Origin of the sequence: Arthrobacter globiformis, assembly GCF_003261175.1 — a bacterium.
GTDB lineage: Bacteria > Actinomycetota > Actinomycetes > Actinomycetales > Micrococcaceae > Arthrobacter > Arthrobacter globiformis_A.
Map to the genome: position 1 here is coordinate 23,850 of NZ_QLNP01000003.1, position 25,593 is coordinate 49,442.

The 25,593-nt window shown below is 66.3% G+C and carries 30 protein-coding genes and 2 tRNA genes; 13 read left to right on the forward strand and 19 right to left on the reverse strand.

All coding sequences use genetic code 11. The annotated features are described in order from the left end of the window. Positions 1 to 89 precede the first annotated feature (89 nt). Positions 90 to 836 carry a phosphoglyceromutase gene (locus DBZ45_RS00105; RefSeq protein WP_111901968.1) on the reverse strand — a complete coding sequence of 249 codons (747 nt, stop codon included), beginning with the start codon at positions 834 to 836 and terminating at the stop codon, positions 90 to 92. Positions 837 to 938: 102 nt separating this feature from the next. Here DBZ45_RS00105 and DBZ45_RS00110 point away from each other — a divergent pair, with 102 nt between their 5' ends. Further along, on the forward strand, positions 939 to 1,760 hold the full coding sequence (locus DBZ45_RS00110) for a class I SAM-dependent methyltransferase (protein ID WP_190242945.1): 822 nt from the start codon (positions 939 to 941) through the stop codon (positions 1,758 to 1,760). Between the two features lie 69 nt (positions 1,761 to 1,829). On the opposite strand, the gene DBZ45_RS00115 is transcribed toward DBZ45_RS00110, so the two are convergent. Then, positions 1,830 to 2,186 carry a DUF2516 family protein gene (locus DBZ45_RS00115; RefSeq protein WP_102972649.1) on the reverse strand — a complete coding sequence of 119 codons (357 nt, stop codon included), beginning with the start codon at positions 2,184 to 2,186 and terminating at the stop codon, positions 1,830 to 1,832. Positions 2,187 to 2,195: 9 nt separating this feature from the next. Further along, positions 2,196 to 3,380, reverse strand: a complete 1,185-nt coding sequence (locus DBZ45_RS00120) for a trans-sulfuration enzyme family protein (protein WP_111901969.1) — start codon at positions 3,378 to 3,380, stop codon at positions 2,196 to 2,198. A 109-nt stretch (positions 3,381 to 3,489) separates the two neighbouring features. On the opposite strand from DBZ45_RS00120, the gene tmk reads away from it, so the two are divergent. The 3 genes from tmk to DBZ45_RS00135 all read left to right on the forward strand — a co-directional run bounded on the left by tmk (position 3,490) and on the right by DBZ45_RS00135 (position 6,920). After that, positions 3,490 to 4,143: a dTMP kinase gene (gene tmk, locus DBZ45_RS00125; RefSeq protein WP_111901970.1), complete on the forward strand. Its 654-nt coding sequence runs from the start codon at positions 3,490 to 3,492 to the stop codon at positions 4,141 to 4,143. Beyond that, positions 4,140 to 5,282 (forward strand): DNA polymerase III subunit delta', encoded by a 1,143-nt coding sequence (locus DBZ45_RS00130; RefSeq protein WP_111901971.1) that lies wholly within the window; start codon positions 4,140 to 4,142, stop codon positions 5,280 to 5,282. The genes tmk and DBZ45_RS00130 overlap by 4 nt, the downstream gene beginning before the upstream one ends. A gap of 63 nt (positions 5,283 to 5,345) precedes the next feature. Further along, positions 5,346 to 6,920 carry an alpha/beta hydrolase gene (locus tag DBZ45_RS00135; protein ID WP_190242949.1) on the forward strand — a complete coding sequence of 525 codons (1,575 nt, stop codon included), beginning with the start codon at positions 5,346 to 5,348 and terminating at the stop codon, positions 6,918 to 6,920. Positions 6,921 to 6,929: 9 nt separating this feature from the next. Here the strand turns inward: DBZ45_RS00135 and DBZ45_RS00140 are convergent, their stop codons facing one another. Further along, positions 6,930 to 7,700 (reverse strand): HAD family hydrolase, encoded by a 771-nt coding sequence (locus DBZ45_RS00140; RefSeq protein ID WP_223256852.1) that lies wholly within the window; start codon positions 7,698 to 7,700, stop codon positions 6,930 to 6,932. 225 nt (positions 7,701 to 7,925) lie between these two features. On the opposite strand from DBZ45_RS00140, the gene DBZ45_RS00145 reads away from it, so the two are divergent. Beyond that, a tRNA-Thr gene (locus DBZ45_RS00145) sits at positions 7,926 to 7,998 on the forward strand. A 380-nt stretch (positions 7,999 to 8,378) separates the two neighbouring features. Here DBZ45_RS00145 and DBZ45_RS00150 read toward each other — a convergent pair. The 4 genes from DBZ45_RS00150 to DBZ45_RS00165 form a co-directional block, all read right to left on the reverse strand. After that, positions 8,379 to 9,377 (reverse strand): hypothetical protein, encoded by a 999-nt coding sequence (locus DBZ45_RS00150; RefSeq protein ID WP_223256853.1) that lies wholly within the window; start codon positions 9,375 to 9,377, stop codon positions 8,379 to 8,381. 14 nt (positions 9,378 to 9,391) lie between these two features. Then, a complete protein-coding gene (locus tag DBZ45_RS00155; protein ID WP_111901973.1) occupies positions 9,392 to 9,865 on the reverse strand; it encodes an SRPBCC family protein in 474 nt (157 codons plus the stop codon). 131 nt (positions 9,866 to 9,996) lie between these two features. Beyond that, positions 9,997 to 10,236 carry a helix-turn-helix domain-containing protein gene (locus DBZ45_RS00160; RefSeq protein WP_111901974.1) on the reverse strand — a complete coding sequence of 80 codons (240 nt, stop codon included), beginning with the start codon at positions 10,234 to 10,236 and terminating at the stop codon, positions 9,997 to 9,999. Further along, positions 10,236 to 10,871 carry a hypothetical protein gene (locus tag DBZ45_RS00165; RefSeq protein WP_111901975.1) on the reverse strand — a complete coding sequence of 212 codons (636 nt, stop codon included), beginning with the start codon at positions 10,869 to 10,871 and terminating at the stop codon, positions 10,236 to 10,238. Before DBZ45_RS00165 ends, DBZ45_RS00160 begins: the two co-directional genes overlap by 1 nt. 195 nt (positions 10,872 to 11,066) lie before the next feature. Here DBZ45_RS00165 and DBZ45_RS00170 point away from each other — a divergent pair, with 195 nt between their 5' ends. Together DBZ45_RS00170 and DBZ45_RS00175 are read left to right on the forward strand one after the other, a co-directional pair. Then, a complete protein-coding gene (locus DBZ45_RS00170) occupies positions 11,067 to 11,459 on the forward strand; it encodes a nuclear transport factor 2 family protein (protein WP_223256854.1) in 393 nt (130 codons plus the stop codon). Positions 11,460 to 11,475: 16 nt separating this feature from the next. After that, entirely contained in the window at positions 11,476 to 11,796 is a 321-nt protein-coding gene (locus tag DBZ45_RS00175; RefSeq protein WP_223256855.1) for a hypothetical protein, read from the forward strand. 44 nt (positions 11,797 to 11,840) lie between these two features. Here DBZ45_RS00175 and DBZ45_RS22565 read toward each other — a convergent pair whose 3' ends face one another. Both DBZ45_RS22565 and DBZ45_RS00180 read right to left on the reverse strand, forming a co-directional pair. Further along, the gene (locus DBZ45_RS22565) at positions 11,841 to 12,035 is read right to left on the reverse strand and encodes a hypothetical protein (RefSeq protein WP_146617418.1); all 195 of its coding nucleotides are present in this window, start codon (positions 12,033 to 12,035) and stop codon (positions 11,841 to 11,843) included. A gap of 96 nt (positions 12,036 to 12,131) precedes the next feature. After that, entirely contained in the window at positions 12,132 to 12,395 is a 264-nt protein-coding gene (locus DBZ45_RS00180) for a GlsB/YeaQ/YmgE family stress response membrane protein (protein ID WP_003801204.1), read from the reverse strand. A gap of 437 nt (positions 12,396 to 12,832) precedes the next feature. Between DBZ45_RS00180 and DBZ45_RS00185 the strand changes: the two genes are divergently transcribed. The 3 genes from DBZ45_RS00185 to DBZ45_RS00195 all read left to right on the forward strand — a co-directional run bounded on the left by DBZ45_RS00185 (position 12,833) and on the right by DBZ45_RS00195 (position 14,438). Beyond that, positions 12,833 to 13,078 (forward strand): hypothetical protein, encoded by a 246-nt coding sequence (locus DBZ45_RS00185; protein ID WP_111901977.1) that lies wholly within the window; start codon positions 12,833 to 12,835, stop codon positions 13,076 to 13,078. 94 nt (positions 13,079 to 13,172) lie between these two features. Continuing rightward, entirely contained in the window at positions 13,173 to 14,219 is a 1,047-nt protein-coding gene (locus DBZ45_RS00190) for a hypothetical protein (RefSeq protein ID WP_111902029.1), read from the forward strand. 39 nt (positions 14,220 to 14,258) lie between these two features. Then, entirely contained in the window at positions 14,259 to 14,438 is a 180-nt protein-coding gene (locus DBZ45_RS00195; RefSeq protein WP_111901978.1) for a hypothetical protein, read from the forward strand. Positions 14,439 to 14,551: 113 nt separating this feature from the next. Here the strand turns inward: DBZ45_RS00195 and DBZ45_RS00200 are convergent, their stop codons facing one another. From DBZ45_RS00200 to DBZ45_RS00240, 8 genes are all read right to left on the reverse strand, one after another. Continuing rightward, positions 14,552 to 15,397, reverse strand: a complete 846-nt coding sequence (locus DBZ45_RS00200; RefSeq protein ID WP_111901979.1) for an aldo/keto reductase — start codon at positions 15,395 to 15,397, stop codon at positions 14,552 to 14,554. A 112-nt stretch (positions 15,398 to 15,509) separates the two neighbouring features. Then, complete coding sequence (locus DBZ45_RS00205) at positions 15,510 to 15,953, reverse strand: hypothetical protein (protein WP_111901980.1); 444 nt, start codon at positions 15,951 to 15,953, stop codon at positions 15,510 to 15,512. Positions 15,954 to 15,959: 6 nt separating this feature from the next. Continuing rightward, positions 15,960 to 16,610, reverse strand: a complete 651-nt coding sequence (locus DBZ45_RS00210) for a bacterial proteasome activator family protein (RefSeq protein WP_111901981.1) — start codon at positions 16,608 to 16,610, stop codon at positions 15,960 to 15,962. Positions 16,611 to 16,648: 38 nt separating this feature from the next. Then, the gene (locus tag DBZ45_RS00215) at positions 16,649 to 17,113 is read right to left on the reverse strand and encodes a GNAT family N-acetyltransferase (RefSeq protein WP_146617419.1); all 465 of its coding nucleotides are present in this window, start codon (positions 17,111 to 17,113) and stop codon (positions 16,649 to 16,651) included. A gap of 2 nt (positions 17,114 to 17,115) precedes the next feature. Continuing rightward, positions 17,116 to 17,337 (reverse strand): YbdD/YjiX family protein, encoded by a 222-nt coding sequence (locus DBZ45_RS00220; protein ID WP_111901983.1) that lies wholly within the window; start codon positions 17,335 to 17,337, stop codon positions 17,116 to 17,118. Next, positions 17,337 to 19,637 (reverse strand): carbon starvation CstA family protein, encoded by a 2,301-nt coding sequence (locus DBZ45_RS00225; RefSeq protein WP_111901984.1) that lies wholly within the window; start codon positions 19,635 to 19,637, stop codon positions 17,337 to 17,339. The genes DBZ45_RS00220 and DBZ45_RS00225 overlap by 1 nt, the downstream gene beginning before the upstream one ends. Before the next feature lie 487 nt (positions 19,638 to 20,124). After that, positions 20,125 to 20,739 (reverse strand): PadR family transcriptional regulator, encoded by a 615-nt coding sequence (locus DBZ45_RS00235; protein WP_111901985.1) that lies wholly within the window; start codon positions 20,737 to 20,739, stop codon positions 20,125 to 20,127. Positions 20,740 to 20,872: 133 nt separating this feature from the next. Next, a complete protein-coding gene (locus DBZ45_RS00240) occupies positions 20,873 to 21,856 on the reverse strand; it encodes an NAD(P)H-quinone oxidoreductase (RefSeq protein WP_111901986.1) in 984 nt (327 codons plus the stop codon). A 113-nt stretch (positions 21,857 to 21,969) separates the two neighbouring features. Here DBZ45_RS00240 and DBZ45_RS00245 point away from each other — a divergent pair. The 3 genes from DBZ45_RS00245 (at position 21,970) to DBZ45_RS00250 (ending at position 23,430) form a co-directional block, all read left to right on the forward strand. After that, positions 21,970 to 22,057: transfer RNA gene (locus DBZ45_RS00245), tRNA-Ser, on the forward strand. Positions 22,058 to 22,361: 304 nt separating this feature from the next. Further along, entirely contained in the window at positions 22,362 to 22,493 is a 132-nt protein-coding gene (locus DBZ45_RS23355; protein ID WP_262982840.1) for a hypothetical protein, read from the forward strand. A 115-nt stretch (positions 22,494 to 22,608) separates the two neighbouring features. After that, positions 22,609 to 23,430, forward strand: a complete 822-nt coding sequence (locus DBZ45_RS00250; RefSeq protein WP_111901987.1) for a VOC family protein — start codon at positions 22,609 to 22,611, stop codon at positions 23,428 to 23,430. Positions 23,431 to 23,538: 108 nt separating this feature from the next. Here the strand turns inward: DBZ45_RS00250 and DBZ45_RS00255 are convergent, their stop codons facing one another. Further along, a complete protein-coding gene (locus DBZ45_RS00255; RefSeq protein WP_111901988.1) occupies positions 23,539 to 25,545 on the reverse strand; it encodes an FAD/NAD(P)-binding protein in 2,007 nt (668 codons plus the stop codon). Between the last annotated feature and the right edge of the window lie 48 nt (positions 25,546 to 25,593).

Below are 25,593 nucleotides of genomic sequence, written 5' to 3' on the forward strand. Positions count from 1 at the left end.
ACCCGAGTGCATTAAAGCGGACGACGCCGGCTGGTCACCTGAGGTGACCGGCCGGCGTCGTCCGTTGTGGTTTCGACAGGCAGCGAACTTTACTTCTTGCCCTGGTTGGCGACGGCCAGAATGGCCTGCTCGGCTGCCTCGGGGTCGAGGTAGGTGCCGCCCGGGGTGATCGGCTGGAAGTTCTCGTCCAGGTCGTAGACCAGCGGGATGCCCGTGGGGATGTTCAGGCTGGCGATGGCGTCATCGCTGATGCCGTCCAGGTGCTTGACCAGGGCGCGCAGGGAGTTGCCGTGGGCGGTAACCAGGACGGTCTTGCCGGCCTTCAGGTCTTCCTTGATGTCCGATTCCCAGTACGGGAGCAGGCGGATGAGGACGTCCTTGAGGCACTCGGTGCGGGGCATTTTGTCGCCGAGGTCCGCGTAGCGGGGATCGCGGGACTGGGAGAACTCGCTGCTGTCGTCCAGTGCGGGCGGCGGGGTGTCGTAGGAACGGCGCCACAGCATGAACTGTTCCTCGCCGAATTCGGCCAGGGTCTGGGCCTTGTCCTTGCCCTGCAGGGCACCGTAGTGGCGCTCGTTGAGGCGCCAGTCGCGCTTGACGGGGATCCAGCCACGGTCGGCCTTGTCCAGGGAGATGTTGGCCGTGTTGATGGCCCGCTTCAGGAGCGAGGTGTAGAGGATGTCCGGGAGAATGTTGTTCTCAACCAGCAGTTCCCCTCCGCGTGCTGCTTCCTCGCGGCCCTGGTCGTTCAGGTCTACATCCACCCAGCCGGTGAACAGGTTCTTGGCGTTCCATTCGCTGTGGCCGTGGCGCAGCAGAATCAGCTTGTAAGTCATGATTTTCATCCTAGCCGAGCGCGGCCCACGGCTGCCGAGAGTTACATCACCCGGCAGGACCGCCCGCATCCCGTAGGCAGGGCTCCCGGTTAAGCTGGTGCCGTGGTGCAGAAAGCAGAGCGGGTGGTGACCAACCGGAGCAGCCGGGGCAGGCCGGTGGGCAACGTGACCCGCGGCACCACCAACCCAAACCGCATGCGCCGGCTGGACAGGTGGCTGGCCGGGCCGCAGGCGTGGCGCCTCCGGAGGGCGGCTGACCCGCTCGTGGTGGACCTGGGTTACGGCGCTTCGCCGGCCACCGCCGTCGAACTCTTTGAACGGCTCCGCGCGGTACGCCCGGATGTGCGTGTCTGCGGGATCGAAATTGAACCGGAACGCGTGCGTGCGGGGAAGGCCCTGGAGCGCCCTGGCCTGAGTTTCCACGACGGCGGATTCGAACTTCCGGTGCCCGGGAATCCGGTGTTTGTGCGGGCGTTCAACGTGCTGCGTCAGTACGAGGAAGCAGATGTCCGCGGCATTTGGGCACTGGTGCAGGGGCGGCTGGCTCCGGATGGCCTGTTCATCGACGGGACATGCGACGAGATAGGCCGGCGCTCCGCCTGGATTGCCCTTGATGCTGAGCGGCCGCTGAGTCTCACCGTGTCAGTGCGGTTCGGGAGTTTCGGGCTGCCGTCCGAGATCGCGGAACGCCTGCCCAAGGCCCTCATCCACCGCAATGTCGCCGGCGAACGCATCCACACGCTGCTGCAGGCGATGGACCGGGCATGGCTCGAGGCGGCGCCGCTGGCACCCTTTGGGAACAGGCAGCGGTGGACGGCCATGTGCCGGGCACTGCTCGACGGCGGCTGGCCGGTGCAGGATGGCCCCTCGCGTTGGCGGCTGGGGGAACTTACCGTCGGCTGGGAAGCCGTCGCGCCGCAGTAAGTAGTGCTGGGCCCACGCCGGCAGGGTTCCCTGGGCGAGCTTGCGAGCCTAGGGTGCCGGTGGGGACGGTCACCAGGGGCCGTAAGGGCCCATGTTTCGGCTGCCGCCGCGGCCGGCGTCCTTCACGGCCGGCCGGACGTCGGCCAGGTAGACGGAGGCCGCAACCACGGCTCCGAGGCCAAACAGGCCGAGCGGGCCGAGGAGGCCGCCGGATCCGCCGCCAAGCACGGACAGCGCACCGACGGCCAGGCTGCCGCCGGTCAATGCCAGCCAGAACGTTTTGGTCCGCTTGCCAACAGCTTCAAAGGCGTTGGGCCGGTGGCGGACGCAGTCAAAGAAGGCCCACACCTCGAGGGCCAGTGCGATCAGCCCCAGGATGTAATAGACCGTGCTCTCAACGTAGAAAATCAGTAGTCGTCCGTCCACCCGCCCAGCCTATCGGTCCAGCGCGTCCAGCGCCTGCTTCAAATCGGCCCAGAGGTCCTCGACGTTTTCGATGCCGACGCTCAAGCGCACCAGGTTCTCGGGGACGCTGGCCGGTTCCGCAGCGTGACGGCGCCGCCGCTCGATGAGCGACTCAACCCCGCCAAGGGAGGTGGCCGGCAGCCACAGGTTCAGGGCACGCACCAGCTTGTCCGCGGTTTCGGAAGCGCTGAGCCCGCCGGCGGCGGCCACCTGGATGCAGAGAATGGAGCCAAAGCCTGTCATCTGGGACTTGGCCAGATCGTGGCCAGCATCCGACACGAGGCCCGGGTAGCGCACATTCTCCAGGGCCGGGTGTGCGCTGAGACGTTCGGCCAGCACCGCTGCCGACGCCTGTGAACGCTCAATCCGCAGGGCCAGCGTGCGCAGGCCGCGCAACGCCAGCCAGGCTTCGAAGGGACCGGCGATGCCGCCATGGATGATGCGGTGGTGAAGAAGTGTTTCGCGCAGTTCCGCGTCAGAGGTCACCAGGGCGCCCAGCACCACGTCGGAGTGGCCGGCCAGGTACTTGGTCACCGAGTGAAGCACGACGTCGGACCCCAGGCTGAGGGGCTGCTGCACCAGAGGTGTGGAGAAGGTGTTGTCCGTGACGACGACGGCGCCGGCGTCGTGGGCGGCCTGGGTCAGGGCCCGGATGTCCGCGATGCCGAGCATCGGGTTGGTGGGGCTTTCCAGCCACAGCATGTCCGCCGCCTTGCCGTCCTGCGGCGCTATCTGGGTCCGGACAGCTTCGGTATCCGCGATGTCCACGGTGCGGAGTTCCAGGAGGCCTTTTTCGGCCAGTTCGGCGGCCATGACCAGCGAACCGGAATAGCTGTGGGACGGCATCACCAGGACGCCCCCGTTGGGGATCAGGGAGAGTGCGGAGCTGACCGCGGCAAGGCCCGAAGAGTAAAGGAGGCCCGGCAGCGAGGCGCCTTCGAGCTGGCCGAGGGCCTCTTCGAACGGGTCCCACGTGGGGTTCGAGTAGCGGCCGTAGCCCCGGTCGCCGTCGTCGAGTGCGCCGGTGCCGAAATAGGTGGAGGAGAGCACGATGGGCGGGTTGACGGGCGCATCGTGTTCACGGGGCGGACGTCCGGCGGCCACAACCACCGTTTCGGCGGACAGGGATGCGGCATGCTGATCGGAAAGACTCATGGTCAAAGGGTACGTTGGGTGCCTGCCCGCAGGGAAAGCGGCCCCTTCCGGCCGGATGCGGAAGCGGGCGCCGGGCATTTTCGTCGGTGGAAATCGGTAGGCTGGATAAGTGAATACGCAGAGCTCCGGACTTTTCATCGCCTTCGAAGGCGGTGACGGTGCCGGCAAGTCGACCCAGGCGGCCCGGCTGGCCGGTTCACTGCAATCGCGCGGCCTCACCGTGCTGCGCACCCGGGAACCCGGCGGGACGCCCATCGGGGAGAAGCTCCGTTCCCTGGTGCTGGACCACGGCCACGGCCACATCGACGCCCACACCGAAGCCCTGATCTTTGCCGCCTCCCGGGCCGCGCACGCCAGCCAGATCATCAGGCCGGCCCTGGCCCGCGGCGAGGTGGTGCTCACGGACCGCTACATCGACTCCTCCGTGGCATACCAGGGCGCCGGCCGCGCTCTCGGCACAGACGCCGTGCGGAGCGTCAACGAGTGGGCCACGTCCGGTCTGCAGCCGGACCTGACGGTGCTCCTGGATGTCCACCCGGCAGAGGGCCGCAGCCGCCGCACCGCCGGCGATGCCGCGGAGGACCGGCTGGAATCGGAAGCCGACGAATTCCATGCGCGGATCCGCCAGGCGTTCCTGGACCTCGCAGCGGCCCGGCCGGAAGGCTACCTGGTGCTGGAGGCAGGACAGCCCGTCGAAGAAATCGCGGGACTGATCCTGGAACGCGTCGAAAAGCTCCTTGCAACAAGGGACATGCAGCCGTGACCGTCTGGGGCGACCTGCAGGGCCAGCCTGCCGTCGTCACCCAGCTGCGGCAGGCGGCCATGGGTGAAGGGCTGACGCACGCCTGGCTGTTCACCGGGCCTCCGGGCTCCGGCCGTTCCAATGCGGCCAAGGCCTTCGCCGCGGCGCTGAACTGCGACCAGGACGACGTCACCAATCGCGGCTGCGGCACCTGCCCGGCGTGCCTGACCATCCTGGGTGAAACCCACGCCGACGTCTCCTTTGTGCGCACCGAAAAGGTGACCATCACCATCGACGAGGCCCGTGAACTCGTGGCCACCGCCGGCAACCGGCCGTCCTCGGCCCGCTGGCGGATCATCGTGGTGGAGGACGCCGACCGCATGGCCGAGCGCACCACCAACGTGCTGCTCAAGGCCATCGAGGAGCCCACCCCCCGCACCATCTGGATGCTGTGCGCCCCCTCCCCTGCGGACGTCCTGGTGACCATCCGCTCAAGGTGCCGGGCAGTGGCCCTGCGGCTTCCGCCCGCCGCAGACGTGGCTGCCCTGCTGGTGAAGCGGGACGGCGTGGACCCTGCCCTTGCTGAGCGGGCTGCACGGGCCGCCCAGAGCCACGTGGGCATCGCCCGCCGTTTGGCGCGGGATAGCGAGGCCCGGGAACGGCGCCTGGAGACCGTCCGGTTCCCGCTGGGCCTGCGCGGCATTACGGCCGCTGTGATGATGGCTGATAAACTCGTGAAGATCGCCACCGCGGAGGCCACCAGCTCCAATGAGGAGCGCGACGCCGCCGAGAAGGCCGCCCTGCTGGCAACGCTGGGTGCTCCCGAGACCGGGACCCTGCCGCCTGCCATGCGCAGCCAGGTGAAGCAGCTCGAGGACGATCAAAAGAGACGGGCCAAGCGTTCCATCACCGATTCACTCGACCGGACGCTGACCGACCTTCTGTCGTTCTACCGGGACGTTCTGATCATCCAGCTGGGGAACGCCGTCGAACTCGTGAACGTTGAACTCAGGAGCGAGCTGGAGGAGTTTGCCCAACGGTCCGGGCCGGAAGTGACACTCGCCCGCATGGACGCCATCAACAACGCCCGCAAGCGCATCACCACCACCAACGTCGCACCCCTGTTGGCCGTAGAGTCAATGGCCGCGAGCCTGATCTAAGCCACGCACCGCCCGCCCTTTGCCTGACCAAGCTGACGCCGCCCACAAGGAGAACACCGCATGATGTCTGCACCGCCCCTGTCCTCGCGACCCCGGACCCTCGCGGGCGGGATGCGGGCGGCCGGCGCCATGGCGCTGGCCCTGCTGCTGGCATCGTGCAGTGCCCTTGGCTTTTCCAAGGACGGGTCCTCCCAGGGCGGCTCCACCGGGCAGGCCGACCCCTCGATAGCGGCGGCCGCGCCCGAAGGGCTGAAGGACTTCTACTCCCAGACGATTGTCTGGGAGCCCTGCGAGGAAAAGCTGCAGTGCGCCAAGGTCAAGGTGCCGGTGGACTACGCGAAACCGGACGGCGACACGATTGAACTCGCTGCCGTGAAGATCGCCAGTACCGGGAACAAGAAGCAGGGCAGCCTGCTGGTCAACCCCGGCGGACCGGGCGCATCCGGCTACGACTTCGTCAGGGACGCCGGCAACAGTAATTTCTCTGAGACGGTGCGCGCCAACTACGACCTCATCGGTTTCGATCCCCGCGGCGTCAAGCGCTCGGCACCCGTCACCTGCCTCACCGACAAGGAACGGGACGAGGCGAGGGCAAAGGTCTACACGCCGGAAACCGACGCCGGGCTGGCAGTCCTCCGCGCCGATAACAAGGCCATCGCCGCCAAGTGCGCTGAGCAAACGGGCGCGGTGCTTGGCCACATTGACACTGTCAGCGCGGCCAAGGACCTGGACGTCCTGCGCGCCGTGCTCAACGACTCGAAACTCAATTACATGGGTTTTTCCTATGGCACTTTCCTGGGCTCCACCTACGCGTCGCTCTTCCCGGACAATGTGGGGCGCATGGTCCTCGATGGCGCCATCGATCCGTCCCTCAGCGCTGAGGAGCTGACTCTGGGCCAGGCGCGGGCCTTCGAGAAGGCGCTGCGCGCCTACGTGGAACATTGCCTCGGGGAGGAGGGGTGCCCCCTGAGCGGAACGGCCGACGACGGCCTCCAGCAGGTCCGCGACCTCATCAATTCCGTGATCCAGACTCCCCGTACGGCCAAGGACGGCCGGCAGGTGGGCGGCAATGCCTTCGTCAGCGGCATCGTCGTTCCGCTGTACGCCAACGAAAGCTGGCCGGCTCTGACGCAGGCACTGGACGCGGCCATGAAGGGCGACGTCAGCCCCATGCTTCGCCTGGCCGACCTGGGTGCGAACCGGTCCCCCAGCGGCAAATACACGTCCAACACGGCCCTTGCCTTCAGCGCCATCAACTGCCTGGACTACCCCACGAGCAGCGATCCCGCGGCCATGCGTGCCGAGGAGCAGCGGCTTCGTGAGGCCTCCCCCACGCTGGGCTACTTCTTCGCCTACGGCGGGGCGAACTGCGCGGACTGGCCGTACAAGAACGTCCGCACCCCGTCAGCCGTCAAGTACAGCGGCTCCGCACCGATCGTCGTCGTCGGTACCACCGGCGACCCGGCAACGCCGGTGGAGTGGGCGAGCGAACTGCGGAAGCAGCTGGGCAACGCGTCTTTGCTCACCTTCAAGGGCGAGGGCCACACCGCCTACGGCCGGTCCAACACCTGCATCACCAGCGCCGTGGACAAGTACCTCGTGGACGGCAAGGAGCCGGCGGACAACACCGTCTGCTGACCCCGAACCTCAGGTTGCCTGGGATGCGCGCCACTCCAGTAGTGCCGGGAAGTCCTTGATGGAGGGCAGGACGTCGGTGGCGCCCGCGCCGCGAAGCGCCGCCTCGGAGTGCGACCCTGTCAGCACCCCGGCAGCCATAGAAGCCCCGGCACGCAGGCCGGAATGGATGTCCGCGGCGGAGTCCCCCACCACGGCCACCTTCCGGACGTCGTCAATGTCGAGGGCCAGGACCGCTGTCAGCACCATGTCCGGGAACGGCCTGCCCCTGCCGGCGTCCGCGGGGCACAGGCTGAGGTCCGCCAGGCCCATCCAGCCCAGCGATTCGAGCACCATGTTCTGCGTGTGGCGCCCGAAGCCGGTAGCCAGGCAGATCTTGATGCCGGCGCCCCGGAGCCACCCGATGGTGTCCTCGGCCCCCGGGACGGCCCGGACTCCGCCGTCGGCGATGAGTTCATCGCAGTTCAGCTCGAACTTTTTGTTGGCACTTGTGGCCGCCTGGGGGTCGTCGAACAGTTCGGCGAAAACCGTCATCCGGGAGATGCCGGAACGCTCCCGCGCGTAGCGCAGCATGCCTTCAAAACGGGCAGAGCCGGCCGGGACTCCCTGCTCTACCAGCGTGCGGGACATCGCGCGGTCCATGAGGCCGCCGTCGTACACGGTTGTTCCCACCATGGCCAGCACCGCCAGCCGGACGGGATGGCCCTGCTCCGCCGCCTCCCCATCCGCCGAGAGGGCAGTGCGTCCTGTGCTGCCGGTTGAATCTGTGCTGGTAAGTGTCATGGTTTGAGCTCCTTTGCCGCTGGTGCGCAGGTATGCTGCGACACACTGTCGGACCCAGCATTCCCGCCGTTGCTGTGGGCGGCCTGAACCGGATCCGACGGCGGAATGAACGTCCTGCCAACGTCAATCGCCGCTAGCGGGGCGCTCATTTTGACCCGGACACGGGGACTCTATTACAGTTGTCTCTTGCATGAACCGGCCGGTTTCCCGGCTGATTGGTGCGGTGCTTCCTTAGCTCAGTCGGTAGAGCGTTTCACTCGTAATGAAAAGGTCATCAGTTCGATTCTGATAGGAAGCTCGGGAAGAACCCCGTATTGTCGTTGATTTCGGCGATGATGCGGGGTTTTTTGCTGGTTAAGCCCGAGAGCGCCATTCGCCCGGGCACATCTTTGGCGCCCGTCGGCGCACACATCCGTTTCACCGGATCCACGCACGTCGTCGGAGACCTAGGCCAATCGTGGCATTACACGCCGCGGGCGGGTTTTCTTGAGCCAGAATTGATCGGCATCCGATGGGACCTTGAGTCAACAACGGCAGAGTGTTGGTTACCGGCACCGAAGGCCGGTCGTCCTAAGTCCGCAGGTCGGGCCAACAAATAACCCCACACACGTCCCCTCCGTCGTTTGGCCCCAGAACCGCGGCGGAGGGGGCCCATCCGTAAGGCAGACGCCACGACAGCTAGGCGGGGGCGCACACCGCCGTCACAAAGTCGTAGATCTGCCCACGCAGTGCAGTGCCGGCGGCGATTTTCAGCTGCCCCTCGCGGTCTCCCACACCCACATGCAGGGGCAGCAGCGTGCCGACTTTGTCCTCCGGGATCGCATGCGGATCGCAGCGGGCGGGACGGATCCGCAGGCGGAGTTCAGAGCGCGGGGCGCCCTGCACGATGCGGACGTTACGCGGCCACGGCTCGTCCGCCGGTGCGGCAATCAGGGTGGTCCCGTCGATATTCGCGATGGTCACCGACCTGAGGTCCGTGCCGGCGCCGCCCGCTTCTTTCGGCGTGATGACCAGCCGGACGACGGCGGTGCGGGAGTCCGGCGCAACCTCAAGTCTGCGGTCCAGGACGATGTCCGCCACGGCGGCCACCTCTGCCGCCAGGCACTGCTCCCTGTTGTTCCGCTCCAGGACCCCGAAGGGGTCGACGGCGACCGGCGCCACTTCCCGCAGACCGGGCCGCCCGGGCTCCGAATACCTCACGGTGGCGACTGGCTGCTGAATGCTTGATTGCTGCGTAGCTGCTGGGTCCTGACCGCAGACCGGGGCCGGCAGCCGGGCAGGGAGGCTCTTGGGCTGGCCGGGAGGCAGTTCGAGGCTGCCGCCCGCCGGCTCCCACAGGATGTCCCCCTGAAACAGTGGCGACGCCAGTTGCGCCGCGGCTACTGTCAGGGGCCTGCCGGACACGTTGGTGAGCAGGAGCTGGATGGCCTGTTTGCCGTACTGGTCGCGCGACTGGTACACCTCCACCGTTATCGGCAGCGGTCCAGCAGACTCCTGTGGCTCCGGCACGGTGCAGGCCGCCAGCGCAGGGACCGCCGTCGCCATGGCAACCGCCGCCAGGACACTCAGCCGGCGGCGGTTGCCCTTACGGAACGCGCCCGCTGGCGACTTCAGCGCAGGGAAAACGTGCGCAACAGGGCACGGGCCCAGGACCTGTTGTCCATCCAACAGGTCCACGGCCCGCGATTTTTCTAGAACTGCCCGGTGGGGCCGCTGTCCTCGACTTCGCCGCGCCAGCCGCCGGTTTCCGTGCCGCGTGACTCGATGAAGTCCTTGAATTTCCGCATGTCGGCCTTGACCTGCATTTCGTCAATCTTCAGGGCCGCGCCTGCTTTCTCCGTGACGGTTTCCGGCGCCCATTCGAAGTGGACCTTTACCTTGGTGTGATTGGCGTCCAAGGGGGTGAACCTGATGATGCCGGCGTGGGACTTGCCATCGGTACTGCGCCAGGCGATCCGATCATCAGGCTCCTGGTCGACTATCTCCGTATCAAATTCCCGTTTCACGCCGCCGACCTTCGTGACCCAGTGATTGGTGGTGTTGCTCAGCTGGGTAACGGATTCGACGCCGGACATGAACTGCGCAAATGATTCGAACTGCGTCCACTGGTTGTAGGCCGTATGGACCGGAACTGCGACATCAACGGTCTCTTCAACGGTTTCCATCTGCTTCCTCCTGTCATCACGGGTGGCCCGCCTTCGGACCCTCGGCAGCCGCCGTCGTCCCCCACAGCAACCGCCATCTGAACGGTAGGTCCGGTGGCTTCCTGTGTCCAGACCTTGCAGGTGATTGGGGATCAGGGAGCGCCGGCGGCTCCGCCCGCGGTAACCAGGAGGTCCCCGACCCGGCACTCCAGGACGTCACAGATGGCCGTCAGGGTGGAGAACCTGATCGCCTTGGCCCTGTCGTTTTTCAGTACCGACAGGTTCACCAGGCTGACGCCGACCCGCTTGCTCAGTTCGGTCAGGGTCATCCCGCGGTCTGCCAGCAGCTCGTCGAGCCGGCAATGGATTCCTGAGGCTTCCTCCGCCGGCATCAGACCAGACCCTCGGTGTCCTTCTGCAGCCTGCGGCCAAACTCGAAGACCCCGGCGACAAGAAGCAAGGCGATGCCCAGTACCAGCGGACCGACGTTGAAATCCAAAGAGAAGAGGTAGTACTCCCCCGGCACACGCCCGCTCGCTCCGATCAGGTCTGCCAGCCGGCTCCGCGCGATGGAATCGAGAATCTGCCCCACCGTCCCGGCCAGTGCGAGGACAAATCCCCCGGCGCCAACGAGCCACGCAGAACCACGGGTGAAAAGAAGTTCACTCCGGAGCCGGTAGGCCAGCAGGAAGATCAGCGCCAAAACGGCAAGAATGCCGAGTTGGTTCAGGGCCCCACCCCAAGCCAGCAGTGCGGCCGGGCCGGAAGGAAGCACCGGAAGGGTTGCATCAAGGGCGGTGTAGTGTCCGGTTGCCCCCAATGACAGTCCGGACGCGGCTTGGCGCGTCGTAGCCACAGGAAGTGTGAGCGTCACGGGACCTGGAGCGGAAGCAACGATGCCCGACACCGTGAGCACCGTCGTCGTGACTGCCGCCGCTGCCGAGGCAATCATCAGAAAAAGCGCATCTGTTCTGGACACGATCATTTTCCGGCCTGGAGCCGGAACGGCGCGCTTGGTAGCTTTCATCAATCCCCCAGTTATCGAAGCTCGTTAATAACGACAATCGATAACCTAGGGCTTGAAGAGGCCGGAGTCAATGCTGCTCAACCTGCTGCTCCGGACAGGGCAAAAAGGAGCAAACAATTGATCATCGACATGGTCCCCGCACGGGCTTAACCTTTCCTCGCTGGGACCCAACAACAACGACAGTGAGGCAGCGAAATGGGAACCCGGGAAGATGCTGATTTGGTCCGCCGGGGCTACGAGGCATTCGGCGCAGGAGACATGGACACCCTTCGCAGCCTGTTTGCCGAGAACGCCGTCTGGCATCTGGGAGGAAGCGGCGGGCTGTCCGGTGACAAGCAGGGCCTGGACGCCATCCTCGCCTACTTCGGCGAACTGTTCACGCGATCTGACGGCACCATCAGAGTTGATTTGGACGATTTGATCGGCGGGGAAAACCATACGGTGGGCTTCCAGAGGGTGCACGCACAACGCAACGGGGCGGCCATGGACCAACGCGCCGTCATCGTATTCGCGCTCCAGGACGGGAAAATCAGCGAGGCATATGAATTCCCGGAGGACACCGCCAAGGCCGCCGAATTCTGGTCCTGACGCCATGGCAGATGCGATGACGTCCCTCACCGAATCCTTCAAAAATGTGGGCGTGTCCAGGGCCTACGGGGAGCCGATCCGGCTCGACGGGAAAGAACTCGTTCCCGTCGCGCTGGTCTCCTTCGGCTTTGGCGGCGGCACCGAAGGCGGCGATCCGGACGCAGCGGGCTCCGGCGGCGGAGGAGGCGGATTCGTCTTCCCCCTGGGGGTTTACACCCACGACGACGGCGGCCGGCTGACTTTCCGTCCAAATCCCCTGTCGCTGACCGCTTGCCTGGTACCGCTCGTATGTGCCGTCGGCTTTGCGCTGCGCGGCGCACTCCGGGCACGGCGGTAGCCTCCCCAGTTTCCGACCGCTGTGTGATTCGCGGCCGGAGGTCGCTACGCGACGTCGTCGGCGATGTTCCGGTCCGACAGGTGGGCCAGCAGGGCCTTTTCCGGATTGCCGGGGTTCTCTTCGAGGTGGCGCAACAGGCTGACGCGCACATCAGGGCCTGTGGCAACAGCCGAAAGAACATCGATAATGACGTCCATGACCTGACGGCGCATCGTCCAATCCTCCGAAGCGTACGTCACGTCCACCTCCCATCCGGCCGCGGGACCCTGGAACCAGTGGGGCCGGCCCTCGCTTGGGCCGACCCCACTTGCAGATCATGGTGCTATGAAATCAGGTCAGACCCGGCTTCTGCGAGTGACGGCGCCGTAGATCAGCAACACAATGACGGCCCCGAGGATGGACAACAGCCAGGTCCGGAGGTCGAAGAAGTCACCCAGGCCGCCACCGAAGATCAGCGAACCGATCCAGCCGCCGAGGATAGCCCCGACAACACCCAAGACGAGGGTGACAATCCAACCGCCGCCCTGCCTCCCGGGAAGAATGGCTTTTGCAATGGCCCCCGCAATCAGACCGAGCAGGAGAAATCCAAGAATTCCCATGACGCACTTTCCTTTCCACCAGACAGGTACCGCGGGTGTGGCACCGGCTATAGAGATGAGTTAATCAGCATGCTTAGTAGCTGGCAAGCGTCCATTGCCAGTGCCCTGAAAATTCTCTTGTCAGGGCTGTTGGAGCGGTGCTATAAAAATCGGTATCCAGCATCGGAAACTGAGGTCAAGGAGGGGGTCCCCGGCAGTAGTAAGTCAACGCCTCATAGACTGGGACGGGATACCGGTACACGCAAAGGCTGCTAATCGGGCGGCGAGCTAATAGAGAACGCCACAGCGCAAAGTGTGCAGGTGCAGCATCATCAGCGTGCGGATCTTCTTCCCGCTAAGTGGTCCCCGGCTGCACGAGCAGCCGGGGACCACATCACCCTAGCTGCAGAGGGGAACGCAGCATCCGGAATTACCGAGCTGGTTGTGGTGGGATTCCAGTGGACCAGGCGACAATCGTCAGTTATGCCCTCGGCTATATCGGCGTCGCTATAGCCGTTTTTCTTATGTTCCTGCCGGCGCTCGCTGTTTTCGGCCTGCTTCTGCTCGGGGTCGGCGCCGTGCAAGTGCTCCTTCTACTCATCAATGCAATGGCCATCGGCCTCTACAAAGCTGTCCTCAGGCTTTATCACTACCTGCTGGACAGGTGGCAGAGCGGCCATGGCGGCAGGCTGGCCGCCCACTAGAGCGGAACCCCGCCCGGCCGAAGGGGGTCCTGCCGGAACTCCGCCCGCATGAGGGCATGCCGAAACCGGCGTGCCGAAACATATGATGGCTGTCATGGAGGAGGAACTGCAGCGCGCCGCCCAGGCCCTGTACGCGCTTCCCTTCGACGACTTCATCGCCGCCCGCACTGCGGCCGCCAAGGATGCCGCCGCATCCGACAAGCGCCTTGCCCAGGCGATCAGGACCCTGCCGAAACCATCCGTGGCCGCTTGGACCGTCAACATGCTGGCGCACCATCGCCCCGAGGCAGTTCAGCAGCTCAGGGTCCTCGGCCAGACCATGCAGCAGGCCCAGGCTTCCCTTGACGCCGCAGCCCTGCGGGAACTCGCCAAGGAACGCCGGAAGCTTCTCGGCACCGCGGTGGGTGAAGCACGGCTCGCCGCTGAGGAACAGGGCCGGAAGATCAGCGGACCTGTGGCCACCGAAGTGGAAGAGACACTGCGGGCCGCCACGGCGGATCTGGCGGCTGCCGCCGCCGTCGAAAGCGGGCTGTTGCTCCGCGGGCTGTCCGCTGACGGCGTTGACCAGGTTGATGTGACTGACGCCGTGGCGGTTCCGTCCGCCCTCGGCAAGCTGCCGCCTCCGCCGCTCCCGGCGGTGCGACCCAGCGGAGCACGGCGCCCGGTTGATGAGGGGCCGAAAAGCCGTCGGGAGGCATCCTCCGCCACGACGGCTCCGGCCAGCCGGAGCGCACGAACACAGTCGCCGAAGTCCGCGGACAAGGCCCACTCCGAAGAGCACGAACAGCCGCGGCTCCGGGCCGTCCGCAGCGCTCCCCGCCCTGTTCCACCGTCCCTGCTGGAGAAGGCGCAGGCGGCACTGGCGGAAGCGGAGGAGACGGCCGCCGATGCCGCCAGCGAGGCCGCACGCCGCGCCCAGGCACAGGAGGACGCCGCGGCAGCCTTCGTCCAGCTCACAGCGGACGTTAACGAGGCACGGCAGCGGCTCCGGGCCCTGGAACTCGCACTCGATGCCGCGCGCAAGCAACGTGAGACCGCCGCCGCTGAAGCGAAGCAGTACGCCCGGGCGGCGGAGAAAAGCGAGCGGTCGGCCGTGCTGGCCAAGGAACGTGTTCTCCGTCTCCGCAACACGCCGGACTGAACTGCCAAAAATGTCAGACCCCGGTTGCACCATGGAGCCATGGAAAATAATCAGGAGTTCCACGTAACTTACTTCGACGCCGACTGCGGCCGGATCCGGACCGAGGTCTTCGACACCGTGGCGGCGGCAGAGCTGTTCGCCAGCCGTAGCATCACCGGCGAGGACAGCTGGGCCATCGTCGATGCCGTCGCAGTCCAGCAGGAACAGCTCGCCGCCTGACGCCGGTTAGGCCTGACCAGCCAAGCCTGAAGCCGACTCCGATCAACACGGAGAGGCCCCGCCCCGCCCGCCTAGGCGAACGTAGCGGGGCCTCACCGTGGGCAGCGTGGGAATTAGGCGAAGTCAGAGACAGCCGGGTCGGGGCCGATCCTGCCGCTTCCGTCCGCGGTGCGGTCCAGCCCGTTAATGGCTGCAACGTCCTCGGCGTCCAGCGTGACGTTCAGCGCGTCGAAGTTTTCACGGATCCTGGATTCCGTGACGGACTTGGGAATGACGACGTTTCCAATGGCAAGGTGCCATGCGATGACCACCTGCGCCGGGGTGGCCTTGTGCTTCTGTGCGATGCCCGCAATGACCGGGTCCTCCAAGAGTTCGCCGCCCTGGCCCAGCGGGGACCAGGCCTGGGTCAGGATGCCCTGGGAGGCATTGAATTCCCGCAGCTCCGACTGGCTGAAGTACGGGTGCAGTTCCACCTGGTTGATGGCCGGGACCACGCCGGTCTCGTCGATGATCCGCTGCAGACCTTCGACGGTGAAGTTGGAGACGCCGATGGATTTGACCTTGCCGCGCTTCTGAAGTTCGATCAGCGCCTTCCAGGTGTCCACGTACTTGTCCTGCTTGGGCTGGAGCCAGTGGATCAGGTACAGGTCCAGCGTTTCAAGGCCCAGCCGCTCCAGGGACTCCTCGAACGCGGCAAGCGTGGATTCGTACCCCTGGTCGGCGTTCCACAGCTTGGTGGTGATAAAGATTTCCTGCGGCGACAGCCCGGAGCTGGCGATCGCCCGGCCGACGCCGGACTCGTTGCCGTAGATCTTGGCGGTGTCGATGTGGCGGAACCCGGCCTGGAACGCCTGGAAGACAACCTTCTCGGCTACGTCGTCTTCAACCTGCCAAACCCCGTAGCCAAGCTGCGGAATGGTGTTGCCGTCATTGAATGTCAGTGTTGGTGAAGAAGTCATTTGTCCATCCTGCCAACAATCAAACCGGAAGGGCACGGATTATGACGAAGCTAAGCTAGCCGCGTAACGGCCCGTCAGAAGGAATATATCGGCGGCAGGCGAATACCGCCCGTCACGACTCCGACAGGAGCCGCTCGGCGTCAGCGACCTGCTCAAAAACCGTCTCCGCCCGGCGCCAGACCGAGGCCGCGCCAACTGGCACGGGTCCCACGGCAAGCCGCAGCATCGCCGCCGCCTCGGCGGTGGCCGCCAGCGAGTTGCCCGCCTTGGACAGCGAGCGGTGAACACCGGAGAGGGCATGCGGAATGTCCAGCCCGTCGCTGGGCGACCGCCGCTGCGCCTCAACGCAAACCTCCCGGACACGGCTGGAGAGGCCGGCCAGCTGATTGGCGATCTCCACCAGCTCTCCATAGAGCTGGGCGTCCTCCACACCCTCGAGCACCTGGTGGTAGCGGTCGAGGCCGCGGTGGAACCGGTCATGGGCACGGCGCCACAAGCCCTTGCCAAGTTCCGCGTCGTCTTTCCGCCCTTGCCGGGCGGCCGTAAAAAATCCCAAAGAGGCCTACAAATACTGGCCGGGGCCGTGGTCGGGGTCTTCCTTCCGGCCCGGGTGCAGCGGGTCTGCACCGGGCTGAGGCGCCTTGGCACGCTGCGGCTCACCGTTCTCACCGATGATCACGCCGGGTGCTATGACCGTGCCTGGCGGCAGCTGCTTTAGCTGCATCTGGGCCAGGGTGTGTTCCCGGGCGGCGTGCTGGGCGGCGATCGCCGTCTGGATCCCGTGGAACAGGCCTTCCAGCCAGCCCACCAGCTGGGCCTGTGCGATACGCAGCTCGGCGTCAGAGGGAGTGGCGTCGTCCGGGAATGGCAGGCTGATCCGTTCCAGCTCCTGCACCAGTTCCGGTGCCAGACCGTCCTCAAGCTCCTTGATGGAGCGCTCGTGGATTTCCGCCAGGCGCCCCCGGGCGGCGTCGTCCAAAGGCGCTGACTTCACCTCTTCCAGCAACTGCCGGATCATGGTTCCGATCCGCATCACCTTGGCGGGCTCATCCACCAGGTCCTGCAGATTGGCGGCCTTGGGCTTTTCCGCCTCGGCGGGGCGATCAGTTGTCCCCGCGTCCAGGGTGTTGCCCTCATCATCCAGGGTGGTGCCCTCCACCGGCTCCTCGTCCTCTGCAGTCCGGGTGGGTTGAGTGTCTTCGGGATCGCTCATGCGTTCATACTCTCACGGGCCCGGAATGCCGAGTCCACTCAATGAAGCTCCTTGACCAGGATTTCGCCTTCGTCCTTAGCGAAACCGCATTTGCGGTAGAAACCGACGGCATACGTGTTGGCCGGAACCCACACTTCCGCCACTCCATTGCGCCTCATCCAGGCCTCCATCTCTGCAATAAGCGCGCGCCCGATGCCCCGGCGGCGCCACTCTGCATGGGTTCCCATCTCCATCAGCAGCAACTCCGCCCAGGGGCCGGGCGTCCGCCGCCGCTGAATGCAGCAGTGCAGGAATCCCACCGTCTGTCCCCCGGCCTCCGCCAGCCAGAAGCGAACCGATGGGTCAGCGAGAAAGTGCCGGGCGCCGTCGGGGGTTATTGTCCCCGACGGCGCGGTGCCCGGATCCTCGTCAAAGAGGTTGTCCGTAGCGGCCAGCGCGACGAGCGCGCCGGCGTCCGCCGGCCCGATCCTGCGGACGGCGAATCCGGCCGGCGGAACTGGCATGGTCAGCAGCACCTGCCCTGCGGGTTGCTGTCCTGGCGGTCAGTCCGGTCCCGCCAGAACGCGCGTTCGTCCAGGGGCGGCGTGCCGTGGCCCGCCGCCGCGTGGTGCTCCAGGTACTTCCGGTACGCGTCGGCGCCCATGACACCCTGCATGTACCGTGCGAAGCCGCGGAAGGCCCCCGCCACCGGATGAAGCACGCCAGCCGGTCCGGGTGCAGCACTCATCAGTGGTGCCCCGCCCGCTCAACACGCATTTCAGCGGGCAGCTTGTTCCATTCCGCCATGAGCTCGCGTTCGGCGGGGGTTGGGATCAGCCCGGCGGGCGCGTAGACGCGCGAGGGATGTGGCCGGTCCTCGTTGTTGACGTTGGGGACGCCGGCCGCGGTGTTGCGGAAGGCCTTCACCGTGGCAAGCACCGCGGTGACGATGACGATGATGCTCAGGACCACGAAGATGACGGACAGCCAGCCCTGGATCATGGTGTTGCGGACCACGGCCTCCATGGCCGCCGTGGTCTTGGCCGTGCCGAACGAGGTCTTCCCGTCGGCCAGCGCCTTGCTGAAGGCGGCGTTGTTGGCGAAGTACCCCACGGCCGGGACGGAGGAGAAGATCTTCTGGATGCTTGCCGTGATGGTAACGACGGCGGTGAAGGCCAGCGGCACGGCAACGATCCACAGGTACCTGAACGAGCCGCGCTTCGCCGCGATGGCCATGCACACCGCCAGGGCGATCGCGGCCAGCAGCTGGTTGGCGATGCCGAACAGCGGGAACAGGGTGTTGATGCCGCCCAGCGGGTCGGTGACGCCCATCAGCAGCACGGCACCCCAGGCACCCACCATGATGGCCGTGCAGAGCCACGCGCCCGGACGCCAGGACGCCTCCTTGAACTTCGGGGCAAAATTCCCGATCGAATCCTGCAGCATGAACCGCGCAACGCGCGTTCCGGCGTCGACCGCGGTGAGGATGAACAGGGCCTCGAACATGATGGCGAAGTGGTACCAGAAGGCCATCATGCCGGTGCCGCCGATGAACTGCTGCATGATGTGGGCCAGGCCCACGGCGAGCGTTGGCGCACCGCCTGAACGCGAGACGATGCTTTCCTCGCCCACGTTCGACGCGGTCTGGGCGAGGACGTCCGGGGTGATGTTGACGCCGGCCAGGCCGAGTCCGTTGACCCACTGCGCCGCCGTCTCGACGGTTCCTCCGGTCAGCGCCGCTGGGGCGTTCATGGCGAAGTAGATCCCGCGGTCGATCGAAATGGCCGCGACCAGCGCCATGATGGCGACGAAGGACTCCATGAGCATCCCGCCGTAGCCGATGAACCGGGACTGACGTTCCTTTTCGATGAGCTTTGGCGTGGTGCCGGAGGAAATCAGGGCGTGGAAGCCTGACAGCGCGCCGCACGCGATGGTGACGAACAGGAACGGGAACAGGGCACCGGAGAAGACCGGACCGTTCTCGCGGCCCGCAAACTCGCTGAAGGCGGGAACGGTGATTTCGGGGCGCACCACAATGATGGCCACTGCGAGCATCGCGATCACGCCGATCTTCATGAAGGTCGAGAGGTAGTCCCGGGGCGCGAGCAGGAGCCACACCGGGAGGATGGCCGCGATGAAGCCGTAGACGATGAGGCCCCACGCGATGGTGACCTTGTCCAGGTGGAAGAACGCCGCGCCCCATTCCGTGCCGGCCACCGCGCCGCCCCCGATGATGGCGGCCATGAGCAGCACGAAGCCGATGATGGAAACCTCCATGACCTTGCCCGGGCGCAGGTACCTCAGGTACACGCCCATGAAGAGCGCGATCGGGATGGTCATGCCCACCGAGAAGACGCCCCACGGGCTCTCCCCCAGGGCATTGACGACGACGAGCGCCAGGATGGCGACGATGATCACCATAATCAGCAGGGTGGCCACGAGGGCGGCAGTGCCGCCGATGACGCCGAGTTCCTCGCGCGCCATCTGGCCGAGGGAACGGCCGCCGCGGCGCATCGAGAAGAACATGACCAGGTAGTCCTGTACGGCGCCTGCGAGGACGACGCCGAGAATGATCCAGATAGTGCCGGGGAGGTACCCCATCTGGGCCGCGATGACGGGCCCCACGAGCGGTCCGGCTCCGGCGATGGCGGCGAAGTGATGCCCAAAGAGGACATTGCGGTCCGTGCGGACGTAGTCCTTGCCGTCAGCCTTGTACTCTGCGGGCGTGGCGCGGCGGTCGTCAGGCTTGAGCAGGTAGCGCTCGATGACCTTCGAATAGAAGCGGTAGCCGATCAGGTACGTGCACACCGAGGCGAACACGAACCAGATGGCGTTGACCGTTTCGCCCCTGACGATGGCCAGCATGAACCAGGCCACGCCGCCCAGGAGCGCGATGGCTACCCACGTGGCGATCTTCGCAGGGGTCCATCTGCGCTCCTCCGCGTCGCGGACCGCGTCATCCACCGACGTCGGCGGCAGCGACCCGTTGGGCGCGGGATCGAGTTCCCCGTCCGCCGTTCGGGTCCCGTCCTCAGGCATGGTGCCCATGTCTCCTCCTTGAGATTCCCAGTTGGCACGGAGTGTGCCACCGGCACCCTACCAACGGGTAGGGCTACAACCGCGGCCATTTGCGGAGCACCGCCGGAGGAATCGCCGAGCGGTCGCGACGCCGCGGTGAGCGGACGGCCCTGGCCAGTACCGCCGTCGTCCGCTCCAGGGGTCCAGTGCGGCTGTCAGAAGCTTCTCAGGTGCCGGCGCTTCGCCAGGACACGGGCAGGCGGGCAACGTAGAAACCCATGGCCTGGATCCGGTAAACGTGCGCCAGGGCAGCCGACGCCTGTCCTGCTCGGCGGCTTCCGCGTAGGCGGACAGTTGGGCGAGCAGTACGGAGTTTTCGAAGTGGATGCCCAGCCTGGACGCGGTGCCCGGGGGATGACGCCGTAGAACGGAACCGGCACGGCAACAGCCGTGGCCCCGTGCCCGAACGTCCTGCTGACTTTCGCGAGTTCCAGGATCTGCTGGGGCCCCTGCACGCTCACCGGCGGTTCTCCGCTGTGAGCGGAGCCGCCTCTTCCACGGTGACCCCGTTGGACGGCTTACGTGCCTGGCTGCGCGCCCCGGTGGCTTGCGCAAGCTGCATCATCCGGGCCTCGCACAGATCCAGCCAGCGGATCTCGGCCTCGGTCTGGAAGATCAGCGAATCCAGCACCAGCAGCCAGGCCGTGTCCGCCGCCCGCTGGTTGGCCGCGGTGTCCCGCCGGGATTTCGTATAGTCCTGCAGGGCACGCATGGAAGCGGTGCGCTGGGCCTGGATGATGGCTGCGACGTTTACCCCGGGCAGGGTGACGGCCAGCGCCAGCTTGATGGCGAGCTCGTTCCGCGGCGGGTTGCCCCGTTCCACCGGTGTCGCAAACCAGCCCTGCACCTCCGCCCTGCCGGCTTCGGTAATGCTGTACACGACGTGGCCTTCGCCGTCGCCGCCGTCGTTGCTAACGAGGCCATCGCGTTCCAGCCGGTCGAGGGTGGTGTAGACCTGCCCGATGTTCAGCGGCCAGGTGTAGCCAGTGCGGTCTTCGAATTCGACCCTGAGCTGGTAGCCGTAACGGGGCTGGTCCTGCAAGAGGGCGAGGAGGCTGTGGCGGATGGACATCTGGCTCCTTGGCTGGAAGTCGGCAGTATGCACGCGCCCCCAAGACGCGTGCATACTGCGTATCCTCCGAGCCTAGCCTTTGCTTTTCAGCGTGGCAATACTGAGTATCTACCCTTCCCGCGCGGGCGCGGCGCTACATCACCAGCAGGACCTTGCCCACGTGCTCGCCGGAGTCGAAGTATTTGTGGGCCGCCCTGGCCTGGTCCAGCGGAAAGGTCTTCGCCACCAGCGGGTGAATGCGCCCATCGGCGACGAGGGGCCATACGGAGTCCCTGACCGCCGTCATGATGACGCCTTTCTCGGCTGTCGGGCGGGGGCGCAGCGCCGTGGCCACGATGGCGGCACGCTTGCGCAGCAGCTGCCCGAGGTCCAGTTCCCCCTTGGCGCCTCCCTGCAGCCCGATGACGACGAGCCGGCCGTAGTCCGCCAGGGCGTCAACGTTTTTCTGCAGGTACTTGGCGCCCACTACGTCCAGGATGACGTCGGCACCCTTGCCCCCGTTTTGGGCGCGGAGGCTCTCGGCGAAGTCTTCCTCCGCATAGTTGATGGCGATGTCGGCCCCAAGGAAGGCCTTGGCGGTGCTGACTTTCTCGTCGGTGCCGGCGGTGGCCGCCACCGTGGCCCCCAATGCCTTGGCCAGCTGGATGGCCATGGTGCCGATGCCTCCCGTGGCACCGTGGATCAGGACGGTCTCCCCCGGCTGCAGCTGCGCGGTCATGACGAGGTTTGAGTACACGGTCGCCGCCACCTCAGGCAGGGACGCAGCGGTAACCAGGTCCACGCCGTCGGGAATCCTCAGCACCTGCTCGGACGGCACCGCGACCTGCTGCGCATAGCCGCCGCCGGACAGCAGTGCCACCACCTTGTCCCCGACAGAAAACGGCTTGGCCACGCCGGGGCCGAAACCAGCGATCCTGCCGGATACCTCCAGCCCGGGGATCTCCGAAGCACCCGGCGGGGGCGGGTAGTAGCCCCTCCGCTGCTGGACGTCGGCGCGGTTCAGGCCCGCCGCCACAACATCGATGAGGACCTCACCGTGGCCCGGCTGCGGAGCCGGCACCTCACGGATTTCCAGCACTTCCGGCCCGCCGGGCTCCGAGATAAAGACGGCTTTCATGGCGAACTCCCGATTTCTAGCTGATTCCTGCCCCAAAAATACTGTGCGGCGGCGACAACTGCCACGCGGCGGTTTTTGTTGCAGCCAACTGCCTATGAAACACTACTAGTCAGGGAAGGTTGTCCGAGCGGCCGAAGGAGCTGGTCTTGAAAACCAGTGTGCGGTAACCCCGTACCAAGAGTTCGAATCTCTTACCTTCCGCGCAGGGGCCGGCGCCGTGTGAAAAGCACCGGTATGACGGCCATTTTGAAGGCCGGCTGGGCCAATCGAAAGGTTGGTCTGGCCGGCCTTTTGCGTAGGCAGGCAGCGGCACTTTCCACCAGCAAGTAGGGGTTCGGACGGGGGCCTGGAAAACAGGTAATCCGAGTACCTGCCCGGCAGAATTCGAGTACGCGCCACTGATGCGCACCCTTGCCGAAAGGCGTTCACTTGTATCAGCACCGCTCTATCCCGCGACCGCGGGAGGGAGATTCCGCATCCACCGTTGCATGTGGGGGTCGAGGTCATGAGCAAGGCTGAAAAACAGAGCCTGCGCTACTCGGATTACTACTGGTGCATGTCGCTGAAGGACTTCACGGAGTGGATCGAGGCCGACGACGACCAGGAGCCGGGCACGTCATACTCAGACCAGCGCTGAGCGCACCCCGTCTCACCCCCATTGAAAGTGTCACACCCCCGGCATAGTGTCGGTTCTGTTCGTAGCACCTCCATGACCTGCGGGAACGTCCCGCAAACCACACCAGGAGCAGACCATGCCTACGCCCGAACCCACGCCCGGCGCCCCCTGCTGGGTCGACCTTATGACCACCGACGCCAACCAGGCGAAACAGTTCTATGGCGAACTGTTCGGCTGGGACTTCCAGACCGGAGACCAGGAAAAGTACGGCGGCTACATCACCGCCCAAAAGAACGGCAAGACCGTCGCCGGCATCATGCAGAAGCAGGAGGACCAGGAGGGTATGCCGGACATGTGGTCCACCTACCTGTGGTCCGACGACGCCGCCGCCACAGCCGCGGCGGTTGCCGCAAACGGTGGCCAGGTGTACATGGAGCCCATGGACGTGCCCGAACAGGGCCACATGGCGTTCTTCGGGGATGCCTCCGGCGCCACGGTGGGCGTGTGGCAGCCGCGTGAGATGCGCGGTTACGAGCTTGTTGGCGAGCCGGGCGCCCCGGCCTGGCACGAGCTTCACACCAAGGACTACTCCGCCGCTGTGAAGTTCTATCAGGACGTGTTTGGCTGGGACACCGACGTCATGAGCGACACCCCGGAGTTCCGGTACACAACCCTGGGCGCCGGCCGGGAGGCGAAAGCCGGGATCTATGACGCGTCGGCCGACCTTCCCGCCGAAGTCCCCTCCAACTGGGTGGTCTATTTCGCGGTGGAGGACGCTGACGCTTCCATCGACAAGGCCGTCAGTTTGGGTGCGACGGTCCTTGACGGACCGGATGACACACCCCACGGCCGGCTGGCCACGCTGACGGACCCCACCGGGGCGAGGTTCAAGCTCGTGGCCGACACCGGCCAGGGCAACGCGGGCGACGCCGAAACAGGCGGACAGGGCACCCTGTAGTCACGTTCGCCAATGGATGCCGGCTGGCCGCTTCGAAGGAAGCTGCCGGCCGGCATTTTCGTGCGCCCGAGGGTGGCACTCCGGCAGGAGGTGAGTACGCGTTTGAGATCAGGCGGCAGGAGGTGAGGAAGCGTTTGGGGCCAGGGCGAGGATGGCCCGGGCGATCTCGTCGGCGTCGCGGAGCGTGCGCTGCCCGCTGGGGTACACCGGGCCGGCCTGCTGTGCCGCCTCGGCGGCAATGGCCGTGCCCCACTGCGTAGCCGAGAGCTGCAGCCCCAGCACGTACATCCGGTCCGTGACCTCGCCGTTCGCGGCAACCGGCCGGTACGGGTGCGGGCGGACGTCGAGCCCGGAGGCCTGCACCGGGGTGCCTTCCACTGTCATCATGGTCCGAGGCCGGACGAGCCCGTCGGCGAGGAGCTGTTCCAGCAGCCGGGACTCGTTCAGGGCCACCCGGTTGGCCGGGGCCAGTGCCTCCACCAGAGTGTGTGCTTCCGCGGCACCGCCCCGAACCCACGGCGAGGCGGCGGTGAAGGCGCGTTTTCCGCGGGCCACGCCGAACTTGGGGTCCGGGCCCACGAAGCTGACAATTCCGGCTCGTGCCAGAGCTGCCAGCTGCTCGGCGCGCAGCGCCGGAGGACCGCTGGCCAGGCCCTCCACCAGCGACTCAAACCAGCCCCGCAGGCCGGCGACCCATGACTCGTCGGTGATCCCGCCGTCGGCCACCACCGATTTCAGCACCGCGCGGCCGTGGTGCAGCGCGCCGATGGCCATCTTGACGGGGTCGTCCTCGCCGAGCGCTGAGCGCCGGGCATCGTCGTCGAGGTACTCGACGACGGCGGCATCCAGCTCGGCACGCGAAGCAAAGCTCCGACCGGACAGCGGGGCGGCCAGGCCGCGCAGGTCCAGCCTGCCGCCCTGGCGGACATGGCGGCCGACGACGGCGTTAAAGTCCGCTTCCCACCGGCCGGTGCTGTGGGCATGCGGGTGCAGGGCCTCGTCCAGCTCCTTGAGGAACGCGGCGTGGTCCTGCACGGCGTCCGGCTGCGAGCGCACGAGGGTCGTGTAGTAGGCCCAGAGCGCGTCCCGGTGCAGCAGCGGCCAGAGGTCGTGGTCGAATGCCGGAACGATTCCGGCGGCCGCAAACCTCTGCAGTGCTTTCCCGGTGAAGTAGCGGAGCGTGACCGACGCCGGGTAGTAGCCCGCGAGGGTGGCCTTGGACCGGTACGGCGTTCCGCGCCGGGACGCGGCGAAGATGATCGGCTCCTGGCCAGAAGGCAGGTACTCGAGGGTGTCCCCTGCCTCCACGAACTTTCCGCCCCGGCCCTCCGTGAGCTGGCCCATCACATCGAAGAAGTTAAGGCCCATCCCGCGGACCAGCACCGGCTCCTGCGCGGGAATCACACTCCAGTCGACGTCGGCCGGGACGGCGGGCGGCAAGTAGCGCAGGCCGAGTTGAGCGGCGGCTGCCTGCAGTTCGCGCTGCTCCGGGCTGAGGCGGGACGCGAGGTGGCCCAGCGCGAGCACCACCGAATCGACGGTGAGGGTCCCGCCACCGTCCGGTTCGCCGCCGTCGAGTTCGCCCGCGTCCAGTCCTCCCCGGTCCAGTTCGACCTCGAACCTTCCGTCCGGTTGCCGGCGCGCAGCGGTAGCCGTCGCCTGGTGCATCTCGATCGTGACGCCGTCGGGCAGCGCGGCGAGCAGCTCCTCGACGGTGGACCGCAGGTAGCGGCCGTAGATGGCGCGGCTGGGGAAGTCTCCGGATCCCAGTACGCCGAGCTCCGCCCGCTCGTCATCGGTGAGCTCCGGCAGGGGGCTGCGCTGCTGGGCTGCCCGCCAGCGGTCGAACGTGGTGCCGGCCAAAGGCGCCGCCAGCCCCGTGTCCTCGGGGACCAGCGTGGGGTAGAACGACTGAGTGTTCATCAGGTAGAGGCGGGACTGGCCGGGCTGCCAGACGTGCCCCGGGCCGGCCGGAAACGGGTCAATGACATCTATGTGCAGGCGGGCTCCCGCAGGGCGGGCGGCGGACCAGTTGGCGAGCAGCCGCTCCAGCACGCTGGTACCCCTCGGACCGGCGCCGATCAGCGCCGTCCGGATGCTCTGCGAAATAACCACGCTTTCCAGAGTATCGGCATGTGACTTGCTAGCTGAGCGGGGATGTTG